This window comes from Mesorhizobium sp. DxT (assembly GCF_058448885.1).
The window spans coordinates 1-22,785 of record NZ_JBZFLJ010000010.1 but is presented as its reverse complement, the minus strand read 5'-3'; the positions used below and the strand labels follow the sequence as shown (position 1 = coordinate 22,785).

At 61.4% G+C, this 22,785-nt stretch carries 21 protein-coding genes and 1 tRNA gene; 14 read left to right on the top strand and 8 right to left on the bottom strand.

The features are described 5' to 3' along the window. The first annotated feature begins 109 nt into the window (after window positions 1–109). The 5 genes from ACVJNE_RS18080 to ACVJNE_RS18060 all read left to right on the top strand — a co-directional run bounded on the left by ACVJNE_RS18080 (window position 110) and on the right by ACVJNE_RS18060 (window position 5,826). Window positions 110–1,261: a parallel beta-helix domain-containing protein gene (locus ACVJNE_RS18080; RefSeq protein ID WP_499567834.1), complete on the top strand. Its 1,152-nt coding sequence runs from the start codon at window positions 110–112 to the stop codon at window positions 1,259–1,261. Window positions 1,262–1,275: 14 nt separating this feature from the next. Further along, window positions 1,276–2,337: an SO2930 family diheme c-type cytochrome gene (locus tag ACVJNE_RS18075; RefSeq protein WP_499567832.1), complete on the top strand. Its 1,062-nt coding sequence runs from the start codon at window positions 1,276–1,278 to the stop codon at window positions 2,335–2,337. A 260-nt stretch (window positions 2,338–2,597) separates the two neighbouring features. Beyond that, the gene (gene glmM, locus ACVJNE_RS18070) at window positions 2,598–3,953 is read left to right on the top strand and encodes a phosphoglucosamine mutase (protein ID WP_499567830.1); all 1,356 of its coding nucleotides are present in this window, start codon (window positions 2,598–2,600) and stop codon (window positions 3,951–3,953) included. Window positions 3,954–4,142: 189 nt separating this feature from the next. Beyond that, window positions 4,143–4,940: an outer membrane protein gene (locus ACVJNE_RS18065; protein ID WP_368803428.1), complete on the top strand. Its 798-nt coding sequence runs from the start codon at window positions 4,143–4,145 to the stop codon at window positions 4,938–4,940. 187 nt (window positions 4,941–5,127) lie between these two features. After that, window positions 5,128–5,826 carry an outer membrane protein gene (locus ACVJNE_RS18060; protein WP_499567828.1) on the top strand — a complete coding sequence of 233 codons (699 nt, stop codon included), beginning with the start codon at window positions 5,128–5,130 and terminating at the stop codon, window positions 5,824–5,826. Between the two features lie 72 nt (window positions 5,827–5,898). Here ACVJNE_RS18060 and ACVJNE_RS18055 read toward each other — a convergent pair whose 3' ends face one another. Then, complete coding sequence (locus ACVJNE_RS18055; RefSeq protein WP_499567826.1) at window positions 5,899–6,729, bottom strand: hypothetical protein; 831 nt, start codon at window positions 6,727–6,729, stop codon at window positions 5,899–5,901. Window positions 6,730–7,047: 318 nt separating this feature from the next. On the opposite strand from ACVJNE_RS18055, the gene ACVJNE_RS18050 reads away from it, so the two are divergent. From ACVJNE_RS18050 to ACVJNE_RS18040, 3 genes are all read left to right on the top strand, one after another. Next, window positions 7,048–8,223, top strand: a complete 1,176-nt coding sequence (locus ACVJNE_RS18050) for a phosphoserine transaminase (RefSeq protein ID WP_499567824.1) — start codon at window positions 7,048–7,050, stop codon at window positions 8,221–8,223. Between the two features lie 68 nt (window positions 8,224–8,291). After that, on the top strand, window positions 8,292–9,890 hold the full coding sequence (serA, locus tag ACVJNE_RS18045; RefSeq protein WP_173194598.1) for a phosphoglycerate dehydrogenase: 1,599 nt from the start codon (window positions 8,292–8,294) through the stop codon (window positions 9,888–9,890). An 85-nt stretch (window positions 9,891–9,975) separates the two neighbouring features. After that, window positions 9,976–11,595 (top strand): FAD/NAD(P)-binding protein, encoded by a 1,620-nt coding sequence (locus ACVJNE_RS18040; protein WP_499567822.1) that lies wholly within the window; start codon window positions 9,976–9,978, stop codon window positions 11,593–11,595. A 1-nt stretch (window position 11,596) separates the two neighbouring features. Here the strand turns inward: ACVJNE_RS18040 and ACVJNE_RS18035 are convergent, their stop codons facing one another. Beyond that, entirely contained in the window at window positions 11,597–12,493 is an 897-nt protein-coding gene (locus ACVJNE_RS18035; RefSeq protein ID WP_499567820.1) for a DMT family transporter, read from the bottom strand. A 207-nt stretch (window positions 12,494–12,700) separates the two neighbouring features. On the opposite strand from ACVJNE_RS18035, the gene ACVJNE_RS18030 reads away from it, so the two are divergent. Both ACVJNE_RS18030 and ACVJNE_RS18025 read left to right on the top strand, forming a co-directional pair. Continuing rightward, complete coding sequence (locus ACVJNE_RS18030; protein WP_499567819.1) at window positions 12,701–13,999, top strand: adenylosuccinate synthase; 1,299 nt, start codon at window positions 12,701–12,703, stop codon at window positions 13,997–13,999. A 73-nt stretch (window positions 14,000–14,072) separates the two neighbouring features. Beyond that, window positions 14,073–15,647, top strand: coding sequence for a hypothetical protein (locus ACVJNE_RS18025; RefSeq protein ID WP_499567817.1), 1,575 nt, complete (start codon window positions 14,073–14,075; stop codon window positions 15,645–15,647). An 86-nt stretch (window positions 15,648–15,733) separates the two neighbouring features. On the opposite strand, the gene rpoH is transcribed toward ACVJNE_RS18025, so the two are convergent. Further along, window positions 15,734–16,645, bottom strand: coding sequence for an RNA polymerase sigma factor RpoH (gene rpoH, locus ACVJNE_RS18020; protein WP_173194594.1), 912 nt, complete (start codon window positions 16,643–16,645; stop codon window positions 15,734–15,736). Between the two features lie 183 nt (window positions 16,646–16,828). After that, window positions 16,829–17,881 (bottom strand): RluA family pseudouridine synthase, encoded by a 1,053-nt coding sequence (locus ACVJNE_RS18015; RefSeq protein WP_499567815.1) that lies wholly within the window; start codon window positions 17,879–17,881, stop codon window positions 16,829–16,831. Window positions 17,882–17,905: 24 nt separating this feature from the next. Between ACVJNE_RS18015 and ACVJNE_RS18010 the strand changes: the two genes are divergently transcribed. From ACVJNE_RS18010 to ACVJNE_RS17995, 4 genes are all read left to right on the top strand, one after another. Beyond that, window positions 17,906–18,292 carry a fimbrial protein gene (locus ACVJNE_RS18010; RefSeq protein ID WP_499567813.1) on the top strand — a complete coding sequence of 129 codons (387 nt, stop codon included), beginning with the start codon at window positions 17,906–17,908 and terminating at the stop codon, window positions 18,290–18,292. Continuing rightward, window positions 18,289–18,732 carry a VOC family protein gene (locus ACVJNE_RS18005; protein ID WP_499567811.1) on the top strand — a complete coding sequence of 148 codons (444 nt, stop codon included), beginning with the start codon at window positions 18,289–18,291 and terminating at the stop codon, window positions 18,730–18,732. The genes ACVJNE_RS18010 and ACVJNE_RS18005 overlap by 4 nt, the downstream gene beginning before the upstream one ends. Before the next feature lie 92 nt (window positions 18,733–18,824). Next, window positions 18,825–18,899: transfer RNA gene (locus ACVJNE_RS18000), tRNA-Glu, on the top strand. A 197-nt stretch (window positions 18,900–19,096) separates the two neighbouring features. Beyond that, window positions 19,097–20,050: an FRG domain-containing protein gene (locus ACVJNE_RS17995; RefSeq protein ID WP_499567809.1), complete on the top strand. Its 954-nt coding sequence runs from the start codon at window positions 19,097–19,099 to the stop codon at window positions 20,048–20,050. A 165-nt stretch (window positions 20,051–20,215) separates the two neighbouring features. Here ACVJNE_RS17995 and ACVJNE_RS17990 read toward each other — a convergent pair whose 3' ends face one another. From ACVJNE_RS17990 to ACVJNE_RS17975, 4 genes are all read right to left on the bottom strand, one after another. After that, window positions 20,216–20,776 (bottom strand): hypothetical protein, encoded by a 561-nt coding sequence (locus ACVJNE_RS17990; RefSeq protein ID WP_499567807.1) that lies wholly within the window; start codon window positions 20,774–20,776, stop codon window positions 20,216–20,218. 71 nt (window positions 20,777–20,847) lie between these two features. After that, a complete protein-coding gene (locus ACVJNE_RS17985; RefSeq protein WP_499567805.1) occupies window positions 20,848–21,339 on the bottom strand; it encodes a hypothetical protein in 492 nt (163 codons plus the stop codon). A gap of 157 nt (window positions 21,340–21,496) precedes the next feature. After that, window positions 21,497–21,748 carry a hypothetical protein gene (locus ACVJNE_RS17980; RefSeq protein WP_499567803.1) on the bottom strand — a complete coding sequence of 84 codons (252 nt, stop codon included), beginning with the start codon at window positions 21,746–21,748 and terminating at the stop codon, window positions 21,497–21,499. Further along, entirely contained in the window at window positions 21,735–22,259 is a 525-nt protein-coding gene (locus tag ACVJNE_RS17975; RefSeq protein WP_499567801.1) for a hypothetical protein, read from the bottom strand. Before ACVJNE_RS17975 ends, ACVJNE_RS17980 begins: the two co-directional genes overlap by 14 nt. Window positions 22,260–22,785 lie beyond the last annotated feature (526 nt).

Sequence of the window (22,785 nt, the reverse complement as noted above, 5' to 3'; positions counted from 1 at the left end):
GTGATGGTAAAGGGGAGGATGCGCCATGCGATTTGTCAAAGAATCTCTTGCGGCAACTGCGATACTGTCCTGTCTTACGTTCGCTTCATACGCTGCGGATCACCGCGTGATGCCTGGGCCAGACGCAAATGAACAGCTGATTGAAGCGCTTATTCTGGCAGAACCGGGCGATACCGTGACCATCGCGGCTGGGCGCTATGATCTGGTCGATGGGTTATCGCTCGACGTCGACGAGGTAACGGTTCGCGGCGAAGGCGCCGGCCGAACCGTGCTCTCATTCAAGGGGCAGGCCGGCGCTGGCGAGGGGCTGCTGGTAACATCTGACCGGGTTGTGCTGGAGGACTTCGCTGTCGAGGACACCAAGGGCGACGGCGTCAAGTCGAAGGGCTCGGATCAGATCACATTTCGCAACCTGCGCGTCGAGTGGACCGGCGGACCAAAGCCGGAAAACGGTGCCTATGGGGTCTATCCCGTTTCCTCTAGCAACGTGCTGATCGAGGGCGTGACGGTTCGCGGCGCATCCGATGCCGGCATCTATGTCGGACAGAGCGAAGACATCATCGTTCGCGACTCAATTGCCGAGTACAATGTCGCGGGCATCGAGATCGAGAACTCCTACAGGGCCGACGTCTACGGAAACACCGCGCGCCACAATACAGGCGGCATCCTCATTTTCGACCTGCCGAACCTTCCAGTGCAGGGCGGGCACGACATTCGCGTCTTCGATAATGACGTCATGGACAACGATACGCCCAATTTCGCGCCCGAAGGCAACATCGTCGGGATCGTGCCCAAGGGCATGGGCGTGATGGTGATGGCCAACCGCAACGTGCACGTCTTCGGCAATCGGTTCGACCGCAACGGCACGACTCATGTGCTGATCGCGGCCTACCCGAACGACTATGAAGACGACGCCTACATGTTCGTGCCGCGCGGCGTCTACGTGCACGGCAATACCTATGGCGAGGGCGGCGGCGAGCCGGATGGCGAAGTCGGCAAGATCATTTCCGACGTCTCCGGAACGCCGGTGCCGGACATCGTCTGGGACGGGGTGACGCGGCTTCCGGAATATTTCTCCTGGGTGTCGGCGGAAGATCGAATATATATCGATGAGGCGGATGGGACGACCTTCGCCAATCTGAAGATGATCTCGCAGATGCTGCTGCCATGGGGCTGGTGGCCGGACAAGGACATTGCCGGCTACAAGGGCTCGCTGCCGGAGCCGGGGCCGGTGACGCTCCCGCAGGACAGGGGCGTGTAAGCGAAATGCGGCAATTGAGCCTTGCCGTCGAACGGCTGGGTGGCGCTGCGGTCGCATTGTTACTCTATTGCTGTGCCGCCGCTGCTGCCCCTTCCGACACGGCGATCATGGCCGACAAACCGCCGAGGCTTTTGTCGGAATTCGGGTTTTTCTCGGATGCGCACGCGCAGGTGCCGACAGAAGGTGTCGTGCCGTTCGAGCCGCATACCGCGCTGTTTTCGGATGGCGCGCTGAAGTTTCGTTTCGTCTACGTGCCGGAAGGCAAGGCTGCGCGCTATGTTGCCGATGAGGCGTTCGAGTTTCCGGTCGGATCGGCGTTGATCAAGAGCTTTGCCTTTCCGGCCAACTTCCGCAGTCCCGATGAAAAAGTTCGGCTTATCGAGACGCGGGTGATGTTGCGACACGAGGACGGCTGGCAGAGTTGGGCCTATCTCTGGAACGAGGAGCAGAGCGACGCGGAGCTCAAGATTGCCGGCGCGAAGGTCGACGTCGCAACGATCGATGAAAGCGGGGAGCCCGTCTCATTCATGTATTCCGTGCCTAACAAGAACCAGTGCAAGGGCTGTCATCAGCTTGCCGGAGAAATCGTGCCGCTGGGGCCGAAGGCGCGCAATCTGAACTTCGAGTTCCAGTATGACGACGGCCCGGCGAACCAGCTCGAACACTGGAAAGAGGCGGGCCTGCTGGAGGGGTTGCCGGCTCTTATGACCGCGATTGACGCCGTGCCGGATTGGCGTGACGAGAGCGCAGACCTCAATGCACGCGCCAGAGCATGGCTCGATGTGAATTGCGCGCATTGCCACCGCCGCGACGGCCCCGCCAGCAATTCGGGGCTCTATCTAACCTGGGGTGAGGCGATCGGTCCGGCACTCGGCGTCCACAAGCGCCCCGTTGCAGCCGGGCGGGGCTCCGGCGGCAGGCTTTTCGACATAGCGCCGGGAGACCCGGATGGCTCTATCCTGAACTTTCGCGTTGAGAGCACCGAACCAGGCATCATGATGCCGGAACTGGGCCGTGTGCGCGAGGATACCGCCGCCGCCGCGCTTCTGCGGAAGTGGGTTTCAAGCCTGCGCTAGCGCCACGAAGGCCCCGCGGCTGGTGATACGGTCGTTGCTATAGCCTACGCTCTGCCACATTTGGGGAGCATGACGTCGCTTTCCAGCCAGCCAAATGGGGAATGCCGACTGGTGGTTGGCGTGTGGATACTGCATTTGCACGGGTTTACCACGCGCACAGCATTTCGTAACCGTTACTAATATATTGTGATACCTACGCGGTGAATTCTCGTGGCAGACCTTATTCGGGCGTAAGTAAGACTGGGGACTCTAGAGCAAGAATGACCAGGCAGTATTTCGGAACCGACGGTATCCGGGGGCGTGCAAACAGGCTTCCGATGACCGCCGAGGTGGCAATGCGTGTGGGCATGGCCGTCGGTATGTCTTTCCAGCGTGGAAGCCACCGCCACCGGGTCGTGCTGGGCAAGGACACGCGACTTTCAGGGTATATGATCGAAAACGCAATGGTTGCCGGGTTCTGCGCGGCGGGCATGGATGTGTTCCTGCTCGGCCCGATCCCGACGCCAGGCGTAGCCATGCTTGTGCGCTCGCTGCGTGCCGACATAGGCGTCATGATCTCCGCCTCGCACAACCCGTATTACGACAACGGCATCAAGCTGTTCGGACCCGACGGTTACAAGCTTTCCGACGAGATCGAGGCGCGCATAGAGCAGCTTCTGGATCGTGACGTCGACATTGCGCTGGCCGATGCGGATGCGCTGGGCCGCGCCAAGCGCGTCGATGGCGTGCATGATCGCTACATCGAGTTCGCCAAGCGGACGCTGCCGCGGTCGATGTCGTTGTCGGGCCTGCGCATCGTCGTCGATTGCGCCAACGGCGCCGGCTACAAGGTCGCACCGGCCGCCCTCTGGGAACTCGGCGCGGAGGTCATCGCGATCAACGACGAGCCGAACGGCCTTAACATCAACGAGGATTGTGGCTCGACCCACCCGCTGGGCCTGTCGAAGAAAGTTCACGAGGTGCGCGCCGATATCGGCATCGCGCTTGACGGCGATGCCGACCGTGTCGTGATCGTCGATGAGACCGGCGCCATCGTCGATGGTGACCAACTCATGGCCATGATTGCCGAAAGCTGGCACCGTAACGGACGTCTGGCCGGCGGTGGCCTTGTGACGACCGTGATGTCCAATCTCGGCCTCGAGCGTTACATGGACGATCTCGGCCTTTCTCTTCACCGCACGAAGGTCGGCGATCGGTATGTAGTCGAGCATATGCGCGCGCACGGCTTCAATGTCGGTGGCGAGCAGTCCGGCCATGTCGTGCTGTCCGACTTCTCGACAACCGGCGACGGGCTCGTATCAGCGTTGCAGGTGCTGGCCTGCATCAAGCGCGCCGACAAACCGGTAAGCGAGGTGTGCCGCAAGTTCGAGCCTGTGCCGCAGGTACTCAAGAACGTGCGTTTCAGGAGCGGCAGCGCTCCGCTGGAGGACAAGTCGGTCAAGGCCGCCATCGACGACGCCCGAGCCCGTCTGGGCGAAAAGGGCAGGCTGGTCATCCGGCCCTCGGGTACGGAGCCGCTGATCCGCGTGATGGCGGAAGCCGACGACAAGGTGCTTGTAGAACAGGTGGTCGACGATATCATCGGCGTCATTGCCGATGTCAAAAGCGCCGCCTGATTCATCGGCAATACGTGAAGTTTTCGAGGCCCGCGCGAGCGGGCCTTTTTGCATCTGCTGCTGGAAATTAGCCGGAACGTAGTTAATCCTCAGGGTTAATCAGCACTTAACCTTTACCCTGCATTATCCGTCTCGACTTAGCCGACGCCTTACGCGTCTGTCGTTGCCGAATCCTGGAGGGCGGACCTCATGCTGAAATACCTTATGCCTGCCGCGGCAGGAGCCGCATTGCTGGTCACCACGGCACTGCCTGCCGCTGCTGCTGATCTCTACGAGCCACCGGTCATCACCTACGAGCCGGAGCCCGTTCCGGTCTATGGTGGCTGGTATCTGCGCGGCCATCTCGGCATGTCCAACCAGCGCGTCAAAAGCCTCTACAACGTGCTGTTCGACGATATGGGACCGGACAACAACTTCGCGGTCGTCGACAAGAATTTTGAGTCCGGCCCGACCTTCGGCGTCGGCGCGGGTTACCAGATCAATGACTATCTGCGCCTTGACGGCATCGTCGAGTATCGCGGCGAAGTTGGCTTCCATGGTCTCGACACCTGGGTCGACGATGACGGCAACAACCGCTTCAACAACTACACCGGCAAGAAGTCCGAATGGCTGCTCATGGCCAACGCCTATGCCGATCTTGGCGATTTCGGCGGGTTCGTGCCCTATGTCGGTGCCGGTATCGGTGCCAGCCGCGTCACCATCCATTCCTTCCGCGATGCGGGCATCGACCCGTCCGGTGCGCCGACGCTCGCTTACGCCGATGCGGCTTCGAAGTGGAACCTCGCCTGGGCTCTGCACGCAGGCGTCGGCTTCAAGGCTACGGACCGCATGACCATCGATCTTGGCTACAGCTTCGTCAATCTGGGTGACGGGCAGACGGGCGACATCGTGACCTATGATGGGCAGAACCTCATCGACAACCCAATGCACTTCCGCGATATCACCTCGCACGACTTCAAGCTCGGCGTGCGCTACGCGCTCAACTAGATCACGAGCAAAAAGACCTCCAAAAAAAAGCCCGGTTTTTGCCGGGCTTTTTCTTTGCCGTCATTTTCGAGCAAACTGCGCGCTAACCCTCTGTTATCCTTAACCCCGGTTTAACCAAGATGGTTAAGAATGGCTCATGACAACACCAGCGGCCGCAGCGGGGGCCGCGCCCTGTGGAGTATGATTCATGAGCATCAGAAACCGTCTCATCGCGTCCTGTGCCGCCTTTGCCGTACTTCCGGCCGCACAGGGTCTTGCTGCCGACTACGATCCGCCGATCATCATCGAGCAGGCGCCGGAATGGGTGCCCGTCGAAATCGGTTCGGGTTGGTACCTGCGCGGCGACGTCAGCTACAATGTGGGCGATCCGGTCTACGACTTCGAACTGCTGGGTGAAGAAACGTCAAACAGGCGTTTCGGTGGCGGCTTCGGCGTAGGTTATCACCTGACCGACAACTTTCGTGTTGACGCGACGTTGGCCTATCTCGGCAGTGACCGCTACCGCTACGATGACGGCTTTGATTTCGGCGAAGCATCCCATACGGCCTGGAGCGGTCTCGTGAACGGCTATTGGGACATCGCAACCGTGATGGGCGTGACGCCCTATATTGGCGCCGGCGTCGGCGCGACCTACTCGAAGCATCACGTGAGCATCGATTCGCCGACGCTCGGCGTCTTCGACGAATGGTCGGACAGGCAAACGAACTTCGCCTATGCGCTGATGGCAGGCGCCAGCTACAAGGTCTCGCAGAACGCCTCCATCGATGTCGGATACCAGTTCCTGCACACACCGGGGATGGAATATCTCGACACCGACACCTTCACGATTGCGGAAGGCGTCAAGCAGCACCAGATCAAGGTTGGCTTGCGCTACGATCTCTGGTAGTGAGCCGCACATCTCAGGCAACTGCGGCGGGCTTCGGCCCGCCGTTTTGCGTCCTGGAGGCTTCGTCGGATATCAGCGCGTTGCTGCTGCAACAGGTTCCGAAAGACCCGGCGTTTGATTTAGAAGTCGCTGGTAGATTTCATCGGCTTCATGGTTCTGTATGAAGTCGTGTTCTTTCGCTGAAAGCGACAGTGCTTCCGGTGGCCTGAGGGAGAGCGAAGCAGCGCCCTTTTGCTCCAGTTCCCGGTAGACGTTGAAATTGCCGCCAACATAGTGCTGCTGCGATTGCCAGTATCGCAAAACGGATTCGACATTACCTTCGATTCCCAGAAGCTTCAGAAGTATGCGAAGCCGCTGCTCCGGTTGTGTCTGAAAGGCGTCGACATTCATGAAAATCTTGCCGCCTTCGGGGCGATATGTGTCTTCGACGAAATGTTTGTAAGCGGTCGCCCAACGGCGAGTTGCCTGCTGGATTGTATCTTGCCGCCAAGGCCTTTTGCGAATTGAAGACCAGAACTGGCGCGGCTCGCGGAACAGGATCAGAGCAGTATAGCGTTCTTGAGGGTCCAGCGCATTGACGAATGGTGTTTCTTTCTCGGACGAAACAAGCACGTTCGTCCCAAGGCGCGCGGCAACACGTTCGAACCAATCGACAGGGTCGCGCTGCAAGTCCATGCGAAATTCTTTCGTCCATACCTTGCAGGCGGATCCGCACAGCCGGCACTGCTCCATGCCCTCATAATCGTTCCAGAGTTTGAGCGAAGCGTCTGCTTCTCCAAGACGTGGCACCAGCCAGTTTGATTCACCGACATTGGCGACGCCGGGAATCGCTCCCAAAATCAGGCCGATAAGCGTGCTGCCGGTAAAGGACGTGCCGCCGATGAAGATGTGCTTCACTGCCAAAGTCTACTCCTGACGGATGCTGTCGACCTAGGGTGTCCAAGGACAGCGCAACAGGCCTCGAGCGATATCTATGGTCCCAATTACGCAACCACTCAAGCCGTCCTGCCGCATGCACGCCCATTTGTAAATCATCGTTCGGCTACACATTTTATGGGTCTGGGAAACCTAGCTGACGCCGAAAGCAGTTTGCGAGTGTAAGCGTCCATTTCGCAGATGGCGGCTTAAACGCTCTTGCGGATCTCCGGCGCTTCCGCTAATGCCGTCCGTGGGCCACCCCTCCCCAACGAGGGGCGTGCTATCTGAAAGGGTAGAACCACAATGACGACATTTGCCAAGCCGGACGTGCGTCCGGCCAATCCCAATTTTTCTTCCGGACCCTGCACCAAGCGCCCTGGCTGGACGCTTGAAGCACTCGCCGGTGCGCCGCTCGGACGGTCGCATCGCGCCAAGATCGGCAAGGCGAGGCTCGAACGGGCCATCGAACTCACCCGCGACGTTCTGCGCGTGCCGGATGGCTGGCGCATCGGCATCGTGCCCGCTTCCGACACGGGCGCCGTCGAAATGGCGCTCTGGTCGCTGCTCGGCGAGCGCGGCGTCGACATGGTCGCCTGGGAATCGTTCGGCGCCGGCTGGGTGACCGACGTGGTCAAGCAGCTCAAGCTCGCCGATGCGCGCAAGATCGAGGCTGGCTACGGCGAATTGCCCGATCTCGACCAGATCGACTTCTCCCGCGACGTGGTCTTCACCTGGAACGGAACGACGTCCGGCGTGCGCGTTCCGAATGCGGATTTCATCCCGGCGGACCGCGAGGGCCTGACGATCTGCGATGCCACCTCGGCCGCCTTTGCCCAGCAGCTCGACTTCTCGAAGCTCGATGTGGTGACCTTCTCCTGGCAGAAGGTGCTCGGCGGCGAAGCCGCGCACGGGATGCTGATTCTCAGCCCGCGCGCCGTCGAGCGGCTGGAAAGCTATACACCCACATGGCCGCTGCCGAAGATCTTCCGGCTCACCAAGGGTGGCAAGCTGATCGAAGGCATCTTCAAGGGCGAGACCATTAACACGCCGTCGATGCTGTGCGTTGAAGACTATATCGACGCGCTTGAATGGGCCGTCTCGATTGGCGGGCTTGATGGGCTCGTGCAGCGGGCCGATGCCAATTTCGCGGTGATCGACGCCTTTGTCGAGAAGAGCACCTGGCTCGGCCATCTGGCGGTCGAGCCGTCAACGCGCTCCAACACCTCGGTGTGCCTGTCCATCGTCGATCCGGACATTGTCGCCCTAGACAAGGAAGCGCAGGCCGCGTTCGCCAAGAGCATGGTGTCGCTGCTCGACAAGGAAGGTGTCGCCTACGACATCGGCCATTATCGAGACGCGCCTCCCGGACTGCGCATCTGGGCCGGGGCGACCGTCGAGACAACTGATCTCGAGCGGCTGATGCCATGGCTCGACTGGGCCTTCACGACCCAGAAGGCTGCGCTCAAGGCAGCTGCCTGACGCCATTCAAAGGCCGCGCCAAGCGGCCTTCCATTCCCGTTTTCCAAGACATGACGAAGGAGGCCATCATGGCGCCCCGCGTACTCGTTTCCGACAAACTCTCCCCGACTGCAGTCCAGATCTTCAAGGATCGCGGCGTCGAGGTCGACTACCTGCCGGATCTCGGCAAGGACAAGGAGAAGCTGCTCGAGGTGATCGGGCAGTATGACGGCCTTGCGATCCGTTCGGCTACCAAGGTGACCGAGAAGCTGATCGCGGCAGCGACCAATCTCAAGGTCGTCGGACGTGCCGGTATCGGCGTCGACAACGTCGACATTCCGGCTGCATCGCGTCGCGGTATCATCGTGATGAACACGCCTTTCGGCAATTCGATTACGACCGCCGAGCACGCGATCGCGCTGATGTTCGCGGTGGCGCGGCAGCTTCCCGAGGCCAATGCTTCAACCCATGCCGGCAAGTGGGAAAAGAACCGCTTCATGGGTGTCGAGATCACCGGCAAGACGCTGGGCGTGATCGGCTGCGGCAATATCGGCTCTATCGTCGCCATGCGCGGCGTCGGCCTGAAAATGCACGTGATCGCCTACGACCCGTTCCTCTCGGAAGGGCGCGCATCCGAGCTGGGTGTCGAGAAGGTCGAGCTCGAAGACATCTTCGCGCGGTCGGACTTCATCACGCTGCACACGCCGATGACCGACCGCACGCGCGGCATCATCAACAAGGAGGCCTTCGCCAAGATGAAGGACGGTGTGCGCATCATCAACTGCGCGCGCGGCGGCCTGATCGTCGAGGCAGACCTGATCGAAGCGCTGAAAAGCGGCAAGGTTGCGGGCGCCGGCATCGACGTCTTCGAGACCGAGCCGGCCACCGACAGCCCGCTGTTCGGCATGGAGAACGTGGTCTGCACGCCGCATCTCGGCGCGTCGACCTCCGAGGCGCAGGAAAACGTGGCCCTGCAGGTTGCCGAGCAGATGTCGGACTACCTCGTAAAAGGCGCGGTCTCCAACGCGATCAATATGCCGTCGATCACGGCGGAGGAAGCGCCGCGTTTGAAGCCTTTCATCAAGCTCGCCGAGGTACTTGGCGCATTCGTCGGCCAGGTGACCGAAGAGCCGATCCAGGAGGTCGAGATCCTGTTCGACGGCTTGACGGCCGAAATGAATACCCGCGCGCTGGTGTCTGCAACGCTGGCCGGGCTGATCCGTCCACAGGTTGCCGATGTGAACATGGTTTCGGCCCCGATCATGGCGAAGGAGCGGGGCGTGATCCTCTCTGAGGTCAAGCGCGACAAGTCCGGCGTGTTCGACGGCTACATCAAGCTTACGGTCAAGACCAAGAGCAAGACGCGCACGATCGCTGGCACCTGCTTCTCGGACGGCAAGCCGCGCTTCATCCAGATCAAAGGCATCAATCTCGACGCCGAGGTGGGCGAGCACATGCTCTACACCACCAATGCCGACGTGCCGGGGATCATCGGTCTTCTGGGATCGATCTGCGGCTCGAAGGGCGTCAACATCGCCAACTTCCAGCTTGGCCGCAACAAGCCGGGCGGCGACGCGATTGCGCTGCTCTATCTCGACGCACCGTTCCCGCAGGACGTTCTGGCGGAGCTGCGCGCCGATCCCAAGATCGAGTCGGCCAAGCCGCTGCATTTCGACGTGGCGGCGTAAGCGCCAAAGGAACCAAAACAGCCTCCCAAGGCTTATTGGGAACGCTCGTGCGAAAGCGCGGGCGTTCATTTATGTTGGGGGTGTCGTGAATTCCGGCAAGATTTCAGCGCAGGCGCTGCGTGTCGCGATCGTCGGTGGCGGGCCGCGTGGGCTGGCGGCTGTCGAGGCGTTGGCGGACCATATGCGTGATCGCACGGTGGCGGTGACAGTGTTTGAGACGCACACGGCGCCGGGCGCCGGACCCAATTATGCGTCGGGGCAGACGCCGCTCAACCTTCTCAACATTCCTTTGCGCGCCATCGACCTGCCTGTGCCGAAGCACGGCCAGTCATTCGATGCGTGGCTCGACGGAGCGTATGGGCCGGATGACTATCCGCCCCGTGCGGTGATCGGGGCTTATCTGCGGGCTCGATTTGCGGCCCTGCGTGAAAGGTTGCCGATGGAGGTCATCGGTCGCCACGTAGTAGCCTGCGAGCCGGGGAAGGCCGGTTGGCTGCTGCGCACGGACGAGGGAAGCGATCACGGCCCGTTCGACGAGGTGCTCCTGTGCCTAGGCCATCAGCCGGTGAAGGACCGGCAGATAAAGCGCTGGCGCGAACATGCGCGCGAGGCAGATGCGGTATTGTGCGAAGCCTATCCCAGCGCGGCCCTGCTGGCGGCGACGGATTGGCAAGGCAGGACTGTTGCGATCCGTGGCTTCGGCCTTGCGATGATCGATGTCACGAGAGTGCTGACAGAGGGCTTGGGAGGGCGGTTCGAGACCGAAAGTGATGGCCGACTGACCTACATCGCCAGCGGTCGCGAACCGGCAAAGCTGGTGCCTTTTTCGCTTAACGGTATTCCGCCGGCGCCGAAGCCGGCAACTGTGGCAGCGGATCAGCCCTATATCGTCGAGGAGCGTGAGCGGCTTGCCTTCCGCGATGCGGTTGCCAGCGTGATGGAGCTGGCTGACGGTGATCTGGAACCGATTTTCGACATTTTGGCGGAGATGGCCGGCGCAAGGCTGCCGGAACACGACTGGGGCGCGGTGCTTGCCTGGCTGCGCGACGGCGCAGAGGACGACCCCGATGTGCCGGACGATGAGCAGCCGGCGGAGGCGATGAGGCTTTATCTCGCGATGGCGCTGGGCAAGGCTAAGCCCTCTGTCGGCTACGTCACCGGTCAGGTCTGGCGGCACCTCCAGAACGATCTGCGCATCGCCTACAACCCGGCGCCTAAAACCGCTGCGGTCGCTGAAGCGCTGATACCGTTCGACGATGGCCTGAAGCGGTTCTCGTACGGGCCTCCGGCCGAGGCCACCGCGAGGCTATTGGCTCTCATCGACGCGGGAAAGCTAACACTACGACGGGTGGACGATCCCGATATCGAACTCGTCGACGGCGGCTGGCGTATTGCTGAGAATGGAGGGGCGGATGTGGCAACGGCGATGGTGGATTCTGTCCTCGCTGGGCCGAACATCGCCAAAGTGTCTTCACCTTTGATAGCCGATTTGCGTGAGCGCGGGTTTGTCTCGCAGCTTGGCAAGGGGCTCGGTGCATCGGTCCGACCGGACGGAAGGATTATCGATGTAAACGGCGAGCCGGTGGAGGGTCTTTCGCTGCTGGGCAGGCTCGCTAACGGGTCGGTGATTGCCACCGATTCCCTGCACGACTGCTTCGGCGAAGCTGTGAGGCGCTGGGCAAGGCGCATTGCTGGCGAATACTAGGTTACAAACCGGCAGCCCGTTTCCTGCCGCTCTGTTCGGCCAGCCAGATGCCACCCAGCACCATCACCAGCGCGATCGCATGGTAGAGATGGAAGGCTTCGCCAAGAATCAGGATCGACAGAAGCGTGCCGAAGATCGGCACCAGATTGATGAACAGACCCGCGCGGTTGGCGCCGATCAGTTCGACGCCACGCATGTAGAAGGCCTGCGAGGCGATGGAGGGCAGGATGGCTGTGTAGACCACGATCATCCATCCGCGGGTGTCCGGCCATGTTACCCGCTCAGTCGTGATTTCCCATGCCGCGAACGGGATCGAGGACAGGAAGGCGGCGAAGCACATGACGAGCATCAGGCTCTTCCAGTGGATCGCCGGCTTGTATCGCAAGGCCACGGTGTAGCCGCCGTAAAGCACGATCGCCGCGAGCATCAGCGCATCGCCGAAATTGACGTCGAGTTCGGCCAGCCTCGTCAGGTCGCCGTGGCTCGCTGTCAGCGCCACACCCACCAGGGACAGGGTAAAGCCGACGATCTGGCCAGGCGAGACGCCCATCCGGTAAAGCAGGAAGTTGGCGAGGAAGATGAACATCGGCATGCCGGCCTGCTCGATCGACACGTTGATTGCAGTGGTGAAGGTGAGCGCCGAATACATCGCCGCGTTAAACATGGTGAAGCCCGCCGTGCCGAGCAGGAAGAGAAGCGGTAGATTGCGTTTTACCACGGACCAGTCGCGTCGAAGCTGCGGCAGTCCTATCGCTGCGATGACAAGCACGGCTAGCGCCCAGCGCAGTGTCGTCAGCAACATCGGGGATATGTGACCGACGGCCAGCTTTCCCGCAATCGCGTTGCCGCCCCAGAACAGGGTGGTCAGGATGAGGAGCAGATAGGCATTGCGGAACATGGATGCGGCCGGCCGGAGCAGAATGCTGAACTGGGACCCCGCCTAGCCGCCCGTGCCCGCGGGCGCAATGTGCCAAGGACGGATAAATCGCGGCAAAGTCGTGAGCGAACGCGGCAAGTGGGGGTCGCGTATCGAAAGACTTGACGTTATAGAGGCCTGTCATTTTGCCGGGCAGGGCCGTCCGGCCTCATCAGAAGGGAAGTTTCCATGGCCAATGTGGTGGTCGTCGGTTCGCAGTGGGGCGACGAAGGCAAGGGCAAGATCGTCGACTGGCTGTCTCAGCGCGCCGACGTGGTTGTGCGCTTCCAGGGCGGCCACAATGCCGGCCACACGCTGGTGGTCGAGGGCAAGGTCTACAAGCTGTCGCTGCTGCCTTCCGGCGTCGTGCGCGAGGGCAAGCTGTCGGTGATCGGCAACGGCGTCGTCTTCGACCCGCACGCGTTCGTGGCGGAATTGTCGCGGATCCGCGAACTTGGCGTCGATATTGGGCCGGACCGCCTGAAAATAGCCGAAAACACCGCTCTTATCCTGTCGCTTCATCGTGAACTTGACGGGTTCCGCGAGGACGCTGCCTCGAATTCCGGCACCAAGATAGGAACCACACGGCGTGGCATCGGCCCGGCCTACGAGGACAAGGTCGGGCGCAGGGCAATCAGGGTCATGGATCTCGCGGATTTGGAAACGCTGCCGGCGAAGGTCGACAGGCTGCTGACGCACCACAACGCCTTGCGACGGGGACTGGGCCATGGCGAGGTCGCGCATGAAACCATCATGCATGAACTGACCTCGGTGGCCGATAAGGTGCTGCCCTACATGGATCGCGTGTGGAAGATTCTCGACGACGCGCGCCGGGCTGGAGAGCGAATCCTGTTCGAGGGCGCGCAGGGCACGCTTCTCGACATCGACCAGGGCACCTATCCGTTCGTCACGTCGTCGAACACGATTGCCGGACAGGCCGCGACCGGATCCGGTGTCGGACCCGGCGCGATCGGATATGTTCTGGGCATCACCAAAGCGTATACGACGCGCGTCGGCGAAGGGCCGTTTCCGACCGAGCAGGACAACGAGGTTGGCGAGTTCCTTGGCACGCGCGGCCATGAGTTCGGCACGGTGACCGGACGCAAGCGCCGCTGCGGCTGGTTCGACGCCGTCCTGGTGCGCCAGGCCGTCGCCGTCAACGGCATCGACGGCATCGCCCTGACCAAGCTCGACGTGCTGGACGGGCTGGACGAAATCAAGGTCTGCACCGGTTATCGGCTCGATGGCGAGACGATCGACTACCTGCCGGCAAGCCAGGGCGCGCAGGCGCGCGTCGAGCCGATCTACGAGACGCTCGAGGGCTGGAAGGGAACGACGGCCGGCGCGCGGAGCTGGAACGATCTGCCAGCACAGGCCGTAAAATATGTGCGCTACATCGAGGAACTGATCGGCGCGCCGGTGGCGCTACTGTCGACCAGCCCCGAGCGCGAGGACACGATACTTGTTACGGACCCGTTTCAAGACTAGGTTTGGCAACCCTTTCCGGGACCGTTGATTTGGTCCTCTGCCGACCCGGAAACATGCGAGGACGATACAGAGAATGGCGGATTTCGTTGCGGTTCTGAGAAAGACGATCGACGCGCTCGGCGACAACACACCCGAGATGCGCGAGAAAGTCTATGACAAGGCCCGCGCCACCATCGAAGCGAAGCTGGCGGCGATCAACCCGCCGCCGCCTGCGGCCGTAGTCGAACGGCAGCGGAAGGCGCTGGAGGACGCGATAGCCGTTCTTCGCGCCGACTATGCCGAGGCAGATGACAGCGAGGACGATGACAGCCTCAACGACGCTTTCGCGACCCTTGAAGGCATAGGCACGCCGGCTCCCGCGACATCCGCGTCGGCTGCTGTACCAGAAGCTGAGGCGGCCAAGTCCGTGGTCGCGCCAGTTTCCACGGCGGCGCCCGAGCGTCCCTTGGCCGGAGAGCGGCCTGCCGCAGCGTCGTCTGCCGTCGATCCTGCCGCCGATGATTTCGCACCACAAGATGATGTAACGCCAGAAGCTTCCGATAAGCCTGAGACTTTTGCTGCACCGGCGCGGGAGCGCAGCGCGCCCAGCGCATCCAGAAACCGCACGGGTCTGATGATTGGAGCATTGGTCCTTCTGCTGTTGGTTGCGGGCGCCGGCTATGCCGTGTGGATGAACCGTGACGACCTGTCGACGGTAGTCAGCACGGATGCGGGCGAGGACGAGCAGCAGGCGGCGGCGCCTGAAGGTGCGGAGACCGCAGAGGAACTCAACCAGACACCGCCGGAAGAACCCGCTGCCGAAGAAGACGTCGCGAATCTTCCTGCTGCGGAGGAGCCGGAGACATCACCGGCACCGGCCGAGCAGCCGACGACAGACAGCGAGCCGGAGAAGTTCACCCAGCGTCTGATGCCCGATGGCAGCGAAGTCGATGAAGGTCCGGCCGGTGGCGAGCCGACTGTCGGCGAGGGGACGTCCATTGCATCGGTCGCCCAGCCGGAGGGCGGTCCTTCCGAGCCGGCACAAGCTGGTGAAAATCAGACCGCGGCCGAGTCCGGCGAACAAGGCGGCGAGCAGTCCGCGCAGCCCTCGGTCGCCGTCGGCCAGCGGGCGATCTTCTACGAGGAACGCACCAGCGCGGCACAGGGCTCGGCAGAGGCCGGATCGATTGTCTGGTCGACGGTGCAGGAATCGCCCGGAGGCGACCTGCCGCCGGAGCCGGCCATCCGCGCTGAAGCGACGATCCCCGGCAAGGACATCCAGCTTCGCATGACGATCCGCCGCAATGGCGACCAGACGTTGCCGGCAAGCCATATCATCGAGATGATCTTCCTTACCCCGGAAGGTTTCGAGGGCGGCGCGATCTCGAATGTCTCGCGTATCGCCTTCAAGGAAACGGAACAGGCGCCGGGTAATCCGCTGATCGGTATTCCGGCGAAGATCGCCGACGGCTTTTTCCTGATCGCGCTCGGGGATGCGCCCGCCGAGGTCGAGGCCAACACGACGCTGCTGCGTCGGCAGAGCTGGGTCGATATTCCGATCGTGTACCAGTCCGGTCGCCGCGCGCTGCTTTCGCTCGAAAAGGGCATTCCGGGCGACCGCGTCTTCCAGGACGTCCTGCGCGCGTGGGATGAGGCCAGCAGCGGCTGAACCTTCTGTTTTCAGTTTGAACCAAAAGAAAAGCCGCCGGATTTTGCGAACCGGCGGCTTTTGATTGTCACGCTACCGCGCCACCGTCAGTGGGCAGGCTCGGCATCGATGGTGCGCAGCGACTGGGCCTGACGGCGCGCCGCGGCCTTGACCGCATCCTGAACCTTCTCGAAGGCACGAACCTCGATCTGGCGCACGCGTTCGCGGCTGATGTCGAACTCGGACGACAGCTCTTCAAGCGTCATCGGCTCTTCCGAGAGACGACGAGCCTCGAAGATACGGCGCTCACGGTCGTTCAGCACAGACATGGCGCCGGCCAGCATGTCGCGGCGATTGTCCAGTTCGTCCTGCTCGATCAACATGGCTTCCTGGCTTTCGTGATCGTCCACGAGCCAGTCCTGCCACTCGCCAGATTCGCCTTCGGATGCCCGGATCGGGGCATTAAGCGACGCATCGCCCGAGAGGCGGCGGTTCATCGAGACGACCTCTTCCTCGGAAACGTTGAGGCGGGTGGCGATCTCGGTGATCTGCTCCGGCTTAAGATCGCCCTCGTCGAGCGCCTGAATCTTGCCCTTCACCTTACGCAGGTTGAAGAACAGCCGCTTCTGGTTGGCGGTGGTGCCCATCTTCACGAGGCTCCACGAGCGCAGGATATACTCCTGGATCGAGGCCTTGATCCACCACATGGCATAGGTCGCGAGGCGGAAGCCCCGCTCGGGCTCGAACTTCTTGACGGCCTGCATGAGGCCGACATTGCCTTCCGAAATGACCTCGCCGATCGGCAGCCCATAGCCGCGATACCCCATGGCGATCTTGGCCACGAGACGCAGATGGCTTGTCACCAGCTTGTGAGCGGCGCCGGTGTCTTCATGCTCATGGTACCGCTTGGCGAGCATGTACTCTTCCTGCGGCTGGAGCATGGGAAAACGTCTGATTTCCTCGAGATAGCGGGAAAGTCCGCCTTCTCCGGAAACGATACTGGGTAGTGACTGGGCCATGAAGCGCCCTCCCTCATCTTGCGTGTTCTGCCCCCAAGGATGGCGGGCATTCGGCGCAGCCGCATTCTGGCGCACAACGCCGTTAGACCTTCAATATAGGTGTGTTTGCGGCAAAATCACGGTCTGTGAACACAGGAAACAGTGTGTCACCCGGGCTTGAACAGCGGGGGCAACCTTCGTGATTTAGGTATTGCCACCCTTGGTCTTCAAGTCCCAACGGCGAAAAGCGTCGAGGAGTTCCGCGAGATCGACCGGGTGGGGTGCCTCGAAACGCATCAACGCATCCGTGGTTGGGTGACGGAAGGCGAGCAGTCGCGCATGAAGTGCCTGCCGCGGAAAGGCGCGGACAAGGCTGCCGAGCGGCTCTTCCAGCTTGTTGGCCTTGGTGAAGAAGGCTTTGCCGTATTCTTGATCGCCCAGCAGCGGGTGGCCGATATGGGCCATGTGAACGCGAATCTGGTGGGTGCGCCCCGTTTCGAGCCGGCATTCCACCAGCGACGCCATGGCGGTGGCATCCGGTTTCTCGCCGAAGCGTTCCTGAATGGTGAAATGGGTGACGGCATGGCGCGCGTCGGGTGCCGTCTCGCGAACCACGGCCTGTCTGGTGCGATCCGTTCCCGATCGACCCAGCGGCGCATCGACCGTACCGGTGACGCGCGCGGGCGAGCCCCAGACCAATGCATCGTAGGCGCGTTCGAGGTCGCCGGTCCGGCCATGGTCGGCGAAGGCTTCCGACAGGGCCCGGTGGGTTCGGTCGTTCTTGGCGACGACGAGCACACCGCTCGTATCCTTGTCGAGCCGGTGCACGATACCCGGCCGGCGGACGCCGCCAATACCGGACAGCGATGCGCCGCAGTGGCGGATGAGCGCATTGACCAGCGTGCCCGTCCAGTTGCCCGCTCCGGGGTGGACGACAAGACCCGCGGGCTTGTTGACGACCACAAGGTCGTCGTCCTCGAACAGGATGTCGAGCGGTATGTCCTCGCCTTCAGGAGCGGCAGGTTCCGGCTCGGGCATCGCGAGCACGACGCGGTCGCCTGTGGCCAGCTTGCGCTTGGGCTCGGCCACGGGCGCACCGTTGACACTGACGGCACCTTCGCGGATCAGCGCCTGGATGCGGCTGCGCGAGAGGTCCGGGCCGAGGCGCGCGGCGAGCCACTGATCGATACGCTCGCCGCTTGTATCGGCGACGAACTCTTTCAATGCGGCTTCGGCTTCGTTATCAGGATCGCTCATTGATCAACCGGACCCGACATGCCCATGGCCGCCCCCCTAGACGACGAACAGGAAAAGCCGCTCGATCCAGCGGTCGAAAGGGTCCGGCGCAAGCTTGTGCGGTTCGTCGCGATCAATCTGGGGCTCCTGTTTCTCGCCCTTATGGCGGTGGTGGTCGCCATTGTCTACCGCGCCAGCCGGGTGGAGGAGCCTGCATCCGCCGCCGCCTCGGAACTGCCGGTGCCGGCGGACGGCACCGTACTTGAAGGCGAGATCGCGCTGCCGACCGGCGCGCGCATCGTCAGCCACGCGCTTTCGGGCAGTGTGCTGAGCCTGCAGCTTCAACTGCCGGATGGAGAGCGCTCTATCCTGCTCTACGACACGGTCCGTGGCGAGCCCGTCGGCCGCTTCGCGGTTCGCGAGGTGCAATGAGCGCCGGCGGCACGCAGATGGAGCGGCCGATGTTGGGCCGCCTCGCCACCGTCGCAATCGTCGTGCGCGATTATGACGACGCGGTCGCCTGGTACCGCGACAGGCTCGGCCTTGACCTGGTCGAAGACACCGATATGGGTGAGGGCAAGCGCTGGGTGGTCGTCGCGCCGGCCTCGCGCGCCGGCGCGCGCATCCTGCTTGCAAAGGCATCTGGCGAGGCGCAGCAGAGCCGGATCGGCAACCAGACCGGCGGGCGTGTGGGCTTCTTTTTCGAGACCGACGATTTTGCGCGCGACCATGCCCGCATGATCGCCCAGGGAATTGTCTTCCAGGAAGAACCGCGTCACGAGCCTTACGGCACCGTGGCCGTCTTTGCCGACCTCTACGGCAATCTCTTCGATCTGATCGAGCCACGCCCGGCAGCCGCGACCAAGGAATAGCGCCCGACCGAAAAATCAGCGGCTGCAACAGGAAATGGACTTGGCGAGGTTGCATTCGCGAAAATTCCCCTCTATATCGCCGGTTCTGGCAAGCGCCCATCGTCTAGCGGTCAGGACGGCGCCCTCTCACGGCGCAAACAGGGGTTCGATTCCCCTTGGGCGTACCAGCAAAATCAAGCACTTAGCGCAAATCAGGCAAACTCGGGTAAATATTCGGGTATAAAAGCGCCCGGTACGCCCACGGCCCTGCCGGCCTAAAGCAGCACCCTCGGGAAAAAAAACAGTAATGGCTGTCCCCAGCTCAGTTGGTACAGTGACAAGCCGCGCACTAAGGTGCTGCTGATGACTTGCCATAGGGGGCACCATGGCGGAAATGCTGAAAGAGAAGCAGGCGACGAGTGCTGAGGAGTTTCTATCGCTTCTCACGCCTTGGACCAATCCTACGCTGTTTCCTGATTTTGTATTTCGCGGACACGCGTGCGAATCATTTGAGTTGGTCCCAACCGCGTTGCGGTTGCGCAACCGGGAACGGCTATTCGACCTTGTGGGGGGAGTAGCTGCCGGCCAAGAGAATTGGGAACTGTGGCAAACATACGCCGAACTCACCCTTCTGCGGGCGTTCTTCAAGTTGGCAGACCAGCAAGGGCTCTACGTTCCAGTATCTGAACCTGTGCGTTCCAAACTCATTGAACATATCGATTGGCGAGAGGTAATCTCGCCGGTTTCAAACGAGTGGCTACCCGACTACCTTTTGGAGGTTGCGGGGCTGGCGCAGCACCATGGGATTCCAACAAGGCTTCTCGACTGGACGTATGACCCGTTGATCGCTGCCTACTTTGCGGCTTCAGGCGCTATCGGGACAGAGGTTGGGAAGATCGTTGTATGGGCACTGGAAACTCAAGAATTGTCGCTTCTGAACGCCGTTGATGGGCGACTATCCCTGCGATTTGTTACGCCGCCATATCATGGCAACCCAAACCTTGCCGCGCAAAAAGGGCTTTTCACATATTGGTCGACGGAGCGACAGACGATGCCTGTCATCACATCTCAGGGGCCGCTTTCCGTTGACCGTTCTTCCCTTGATGTTCAACTTCGCAGCAGCCTAGAGCAAAGCGGGAAAACCGTCTCGCGCCCGCTGTTGCACAAGATTTGTCTTGAAACGAAACACGCGCCTGCGGTCGTTAGCCTTTTGGCCACAGCGGGCTACGGCCACGCTCGGCTATTTCCTGGATACAAAGGTGTTGCCGACCAAGTCATCGAAGGTCAGGCACGCAGGTTCCAGTCCGCCGGTGGAAATGCGTCTCATGCACCTGCCTAGGTAGATGTAAACTGATTGTGCCTCTGCGTGCGGATTAGCCACGTCCCAATTGCTGGCGAGTGTGAGCAATAGGTTGACTCCTCAAGTCCGCAGCGCACATGTTGATCCAGAAACTGGGAGAGCGCAGCGATGGGCGGCGAGAAAGACAACGAAACGGACCAAAGCTCACAATCCGATGACGGCTGGGCAAATTCCGGGCGAGACCGCTACGAGCAGCGCGATGGAACAGGCGGCAATAACAGCGGCGGCGATCGACGCACCAAGTAGTCCGAACAAGATTGCACGTCTCAGCCAGCAAGCCTTCGCGTCGTTAGCTTTCTCATTTGCCGACACCGCGCGGTGCATGGTGCCAATTTGAGTGTACTGAAAAACTTTTCGCTCACGCTCTCCACCTTCAAAGAAGGGTTTCCAGTCCTGAAGTTCATCTGGGATGCGGGCAGGAACGAGGTATCCTTGTGTTCGCAAAGCGAAACCGGCTAGCGCTGCTCCGATAAAGAAACAAGCCGCTAATACCCCACCGGCAATTGCTGTACATGCGTTTGCTGCTGCACCGGAGATCAGGAACGCACCCAATGCCGAACCAAGCGATAGCAGTAGAGTCATTACCCACTTAGCTTTTTCTTCGACGTGCTGAAAATTCAAGTCGGCTGCGGCTAGACGACGATCCACCACTGCGGCCGCTAGCTCGATGTTTTCCTGCTGCGCCTTGTTCCAATCTATCGTCATTTGTAGATCTCCACGATGGTCAGCGGACCGGTTAGCTTGCCGCTTCGGCACCCGCAAGCGACAACGCCACCCTACATCCCTCCGCCTTGAAGGAATCGGCTGAACCGCACTTCGCGAAGCTCGGCATCGAAGCTGCCTTCCCGCCACAGGAATTGTGACACGCGCGAAAGCTCCCCGTCGTCCAGACTGTCCGCGCCGTCGATGAAGGCTTGCAGGGCGGTCTGGTTCACACCGGCAAGATTTGCCAGTTCCGTCTGACTGCGGTGGAGCGCTGCCGCCCCGCTGGTCAGATGCGCCGCCCCTTTACGGATGGCAGCGACGATCAGTTTCCGTGTCGCAGCATTGGGCTTGTCGGTCAGCGGCTGCGTAAGCTGGGCCTTGCGGGCTTCATGCGCCGCCGCCTGCCGCTGCTTATGTCGCCACGCCTGCTCGGTGTAGTTCCCGCCTGCGCTGGTGCTGGCGAACTGTGCATTGCGGCGTGCTTGGGAGGCGGCCCGGTAGGCGTCCTCGTCCCAGTTGTTCATCTTGCGCTGGTGCTCGGCGGCAGCCTCAGCAGCGGTCAACACCTTCTGCTTGGGAGCCGGCGCGGGCGTCTTCTCTGGCTTATTCCAAAACATCGATAGCTCTTTCGTATCAGTTAGAAGAACCGCCGCTCGGACAACCAAGGCGGAACGAACCCAAATCCGAGCGGCGGCAGGGGCCGGCCCATGGCGCCGGAACTCAATGTCTGTGCTCCCCGTGCTGGTTGAGCGGGGGCACGTTGGTACGCGCCACCAGTTGGTCGATGGTGCGGGCGTGTCGGTGAAGCTGGTCACAAACGTTGGTGAACGCCGCTTGGTCGTGCTGGACCTCGGTGGCGAGACCCTCGACGTCGGTGCGCAGCTTGCGGACTTCTTCCGCCAACGTCAGCAGCAGCTCGTCGCGTGCCGCCTGATGCTCTTTGTGGTGCCTCCACCAGTTAAGAAGCAGCATCGCCCTGCCTCCGTTGTTCAACCGCATCGGCCAACGCCGCACATGCCCTTGCCACAGTGGCCAGCGTGTCCCGCACGGCGGCCTGCTCGGCGCGCACGCTGGCGGCCCATGCGGCGGCCTTGGCGTGCACTGGTGTGGCGGCCCGGCACTGGCGAATGAAGCAATGTTTGTTGCCGGGGCGCTTGTCGCCTGTAAGGATGCTGACCTCGGCCAGCTTGCCCCGGTTGCCGCTTTGCTTGGCTTCTTGCAGGTTGGTGCCAACGCTGAACCCGTTGGCGGTATCCGCCACCGTGTCGTCGTAAATGAGCGCGGTTGCGTAGATGCCATCCTCGCGCTGCTCAAGGTCGATGAACTTCCCGGCGCGGGGTGCGGCGGCTACCTTCGCCGGGTTGCTGGACGGTGAGCGCACTGGGTGATTGAGCAGCAGCGGCACGCTGGTATCCAGCGCGAAGGCATCGGCCGCTTCCCCCTCGGTCCGGTAGTGGATATACCCCTGCACGATCTTAGCCATTGCGCTCGCGCCTCCGCTCGACTTCTTCGCGCATAATCTGCAGCGTAAGCTCGTCTAGCTTGTCTTGGCGCTCACTCAACTCGATAACCTGCCGGGCGAGGCAAGCAATTGCGTGTCTGGCAAAAGTACTTTTGTCAACAGACAGCTTTTCAGCAGAAAGAGTTACTAGCTCTTCCAAATTATTCGGCAATCGTGTATTTAGATGCGGCATGTGAAAACCAAAGCAGCGGCGTTTGTTAGACGCAAACACACGGTGCAGCACAAGTAAACCCCGAAAAAGGCTATTCTTTTACTTACCTGCCGGCGCTAAGTAGAGCGCGGAGAGAATGCCCCACACAGTCCGTTTATTGACTGAATTATGTACCCGCTATTAGCCGGGCCCTTACACTTCCTGCAATCGCGAACGCTTGTTTACGCATTGCAATAGCGGAAATGTAAGCGCGAAGTCTGGGCCGCCTGACGTTTCGGTTGGGCGTCTTGTATGAAGGCAGGGATTGGCGGAGGTGTCAGTTTCTGTGTCTACGGT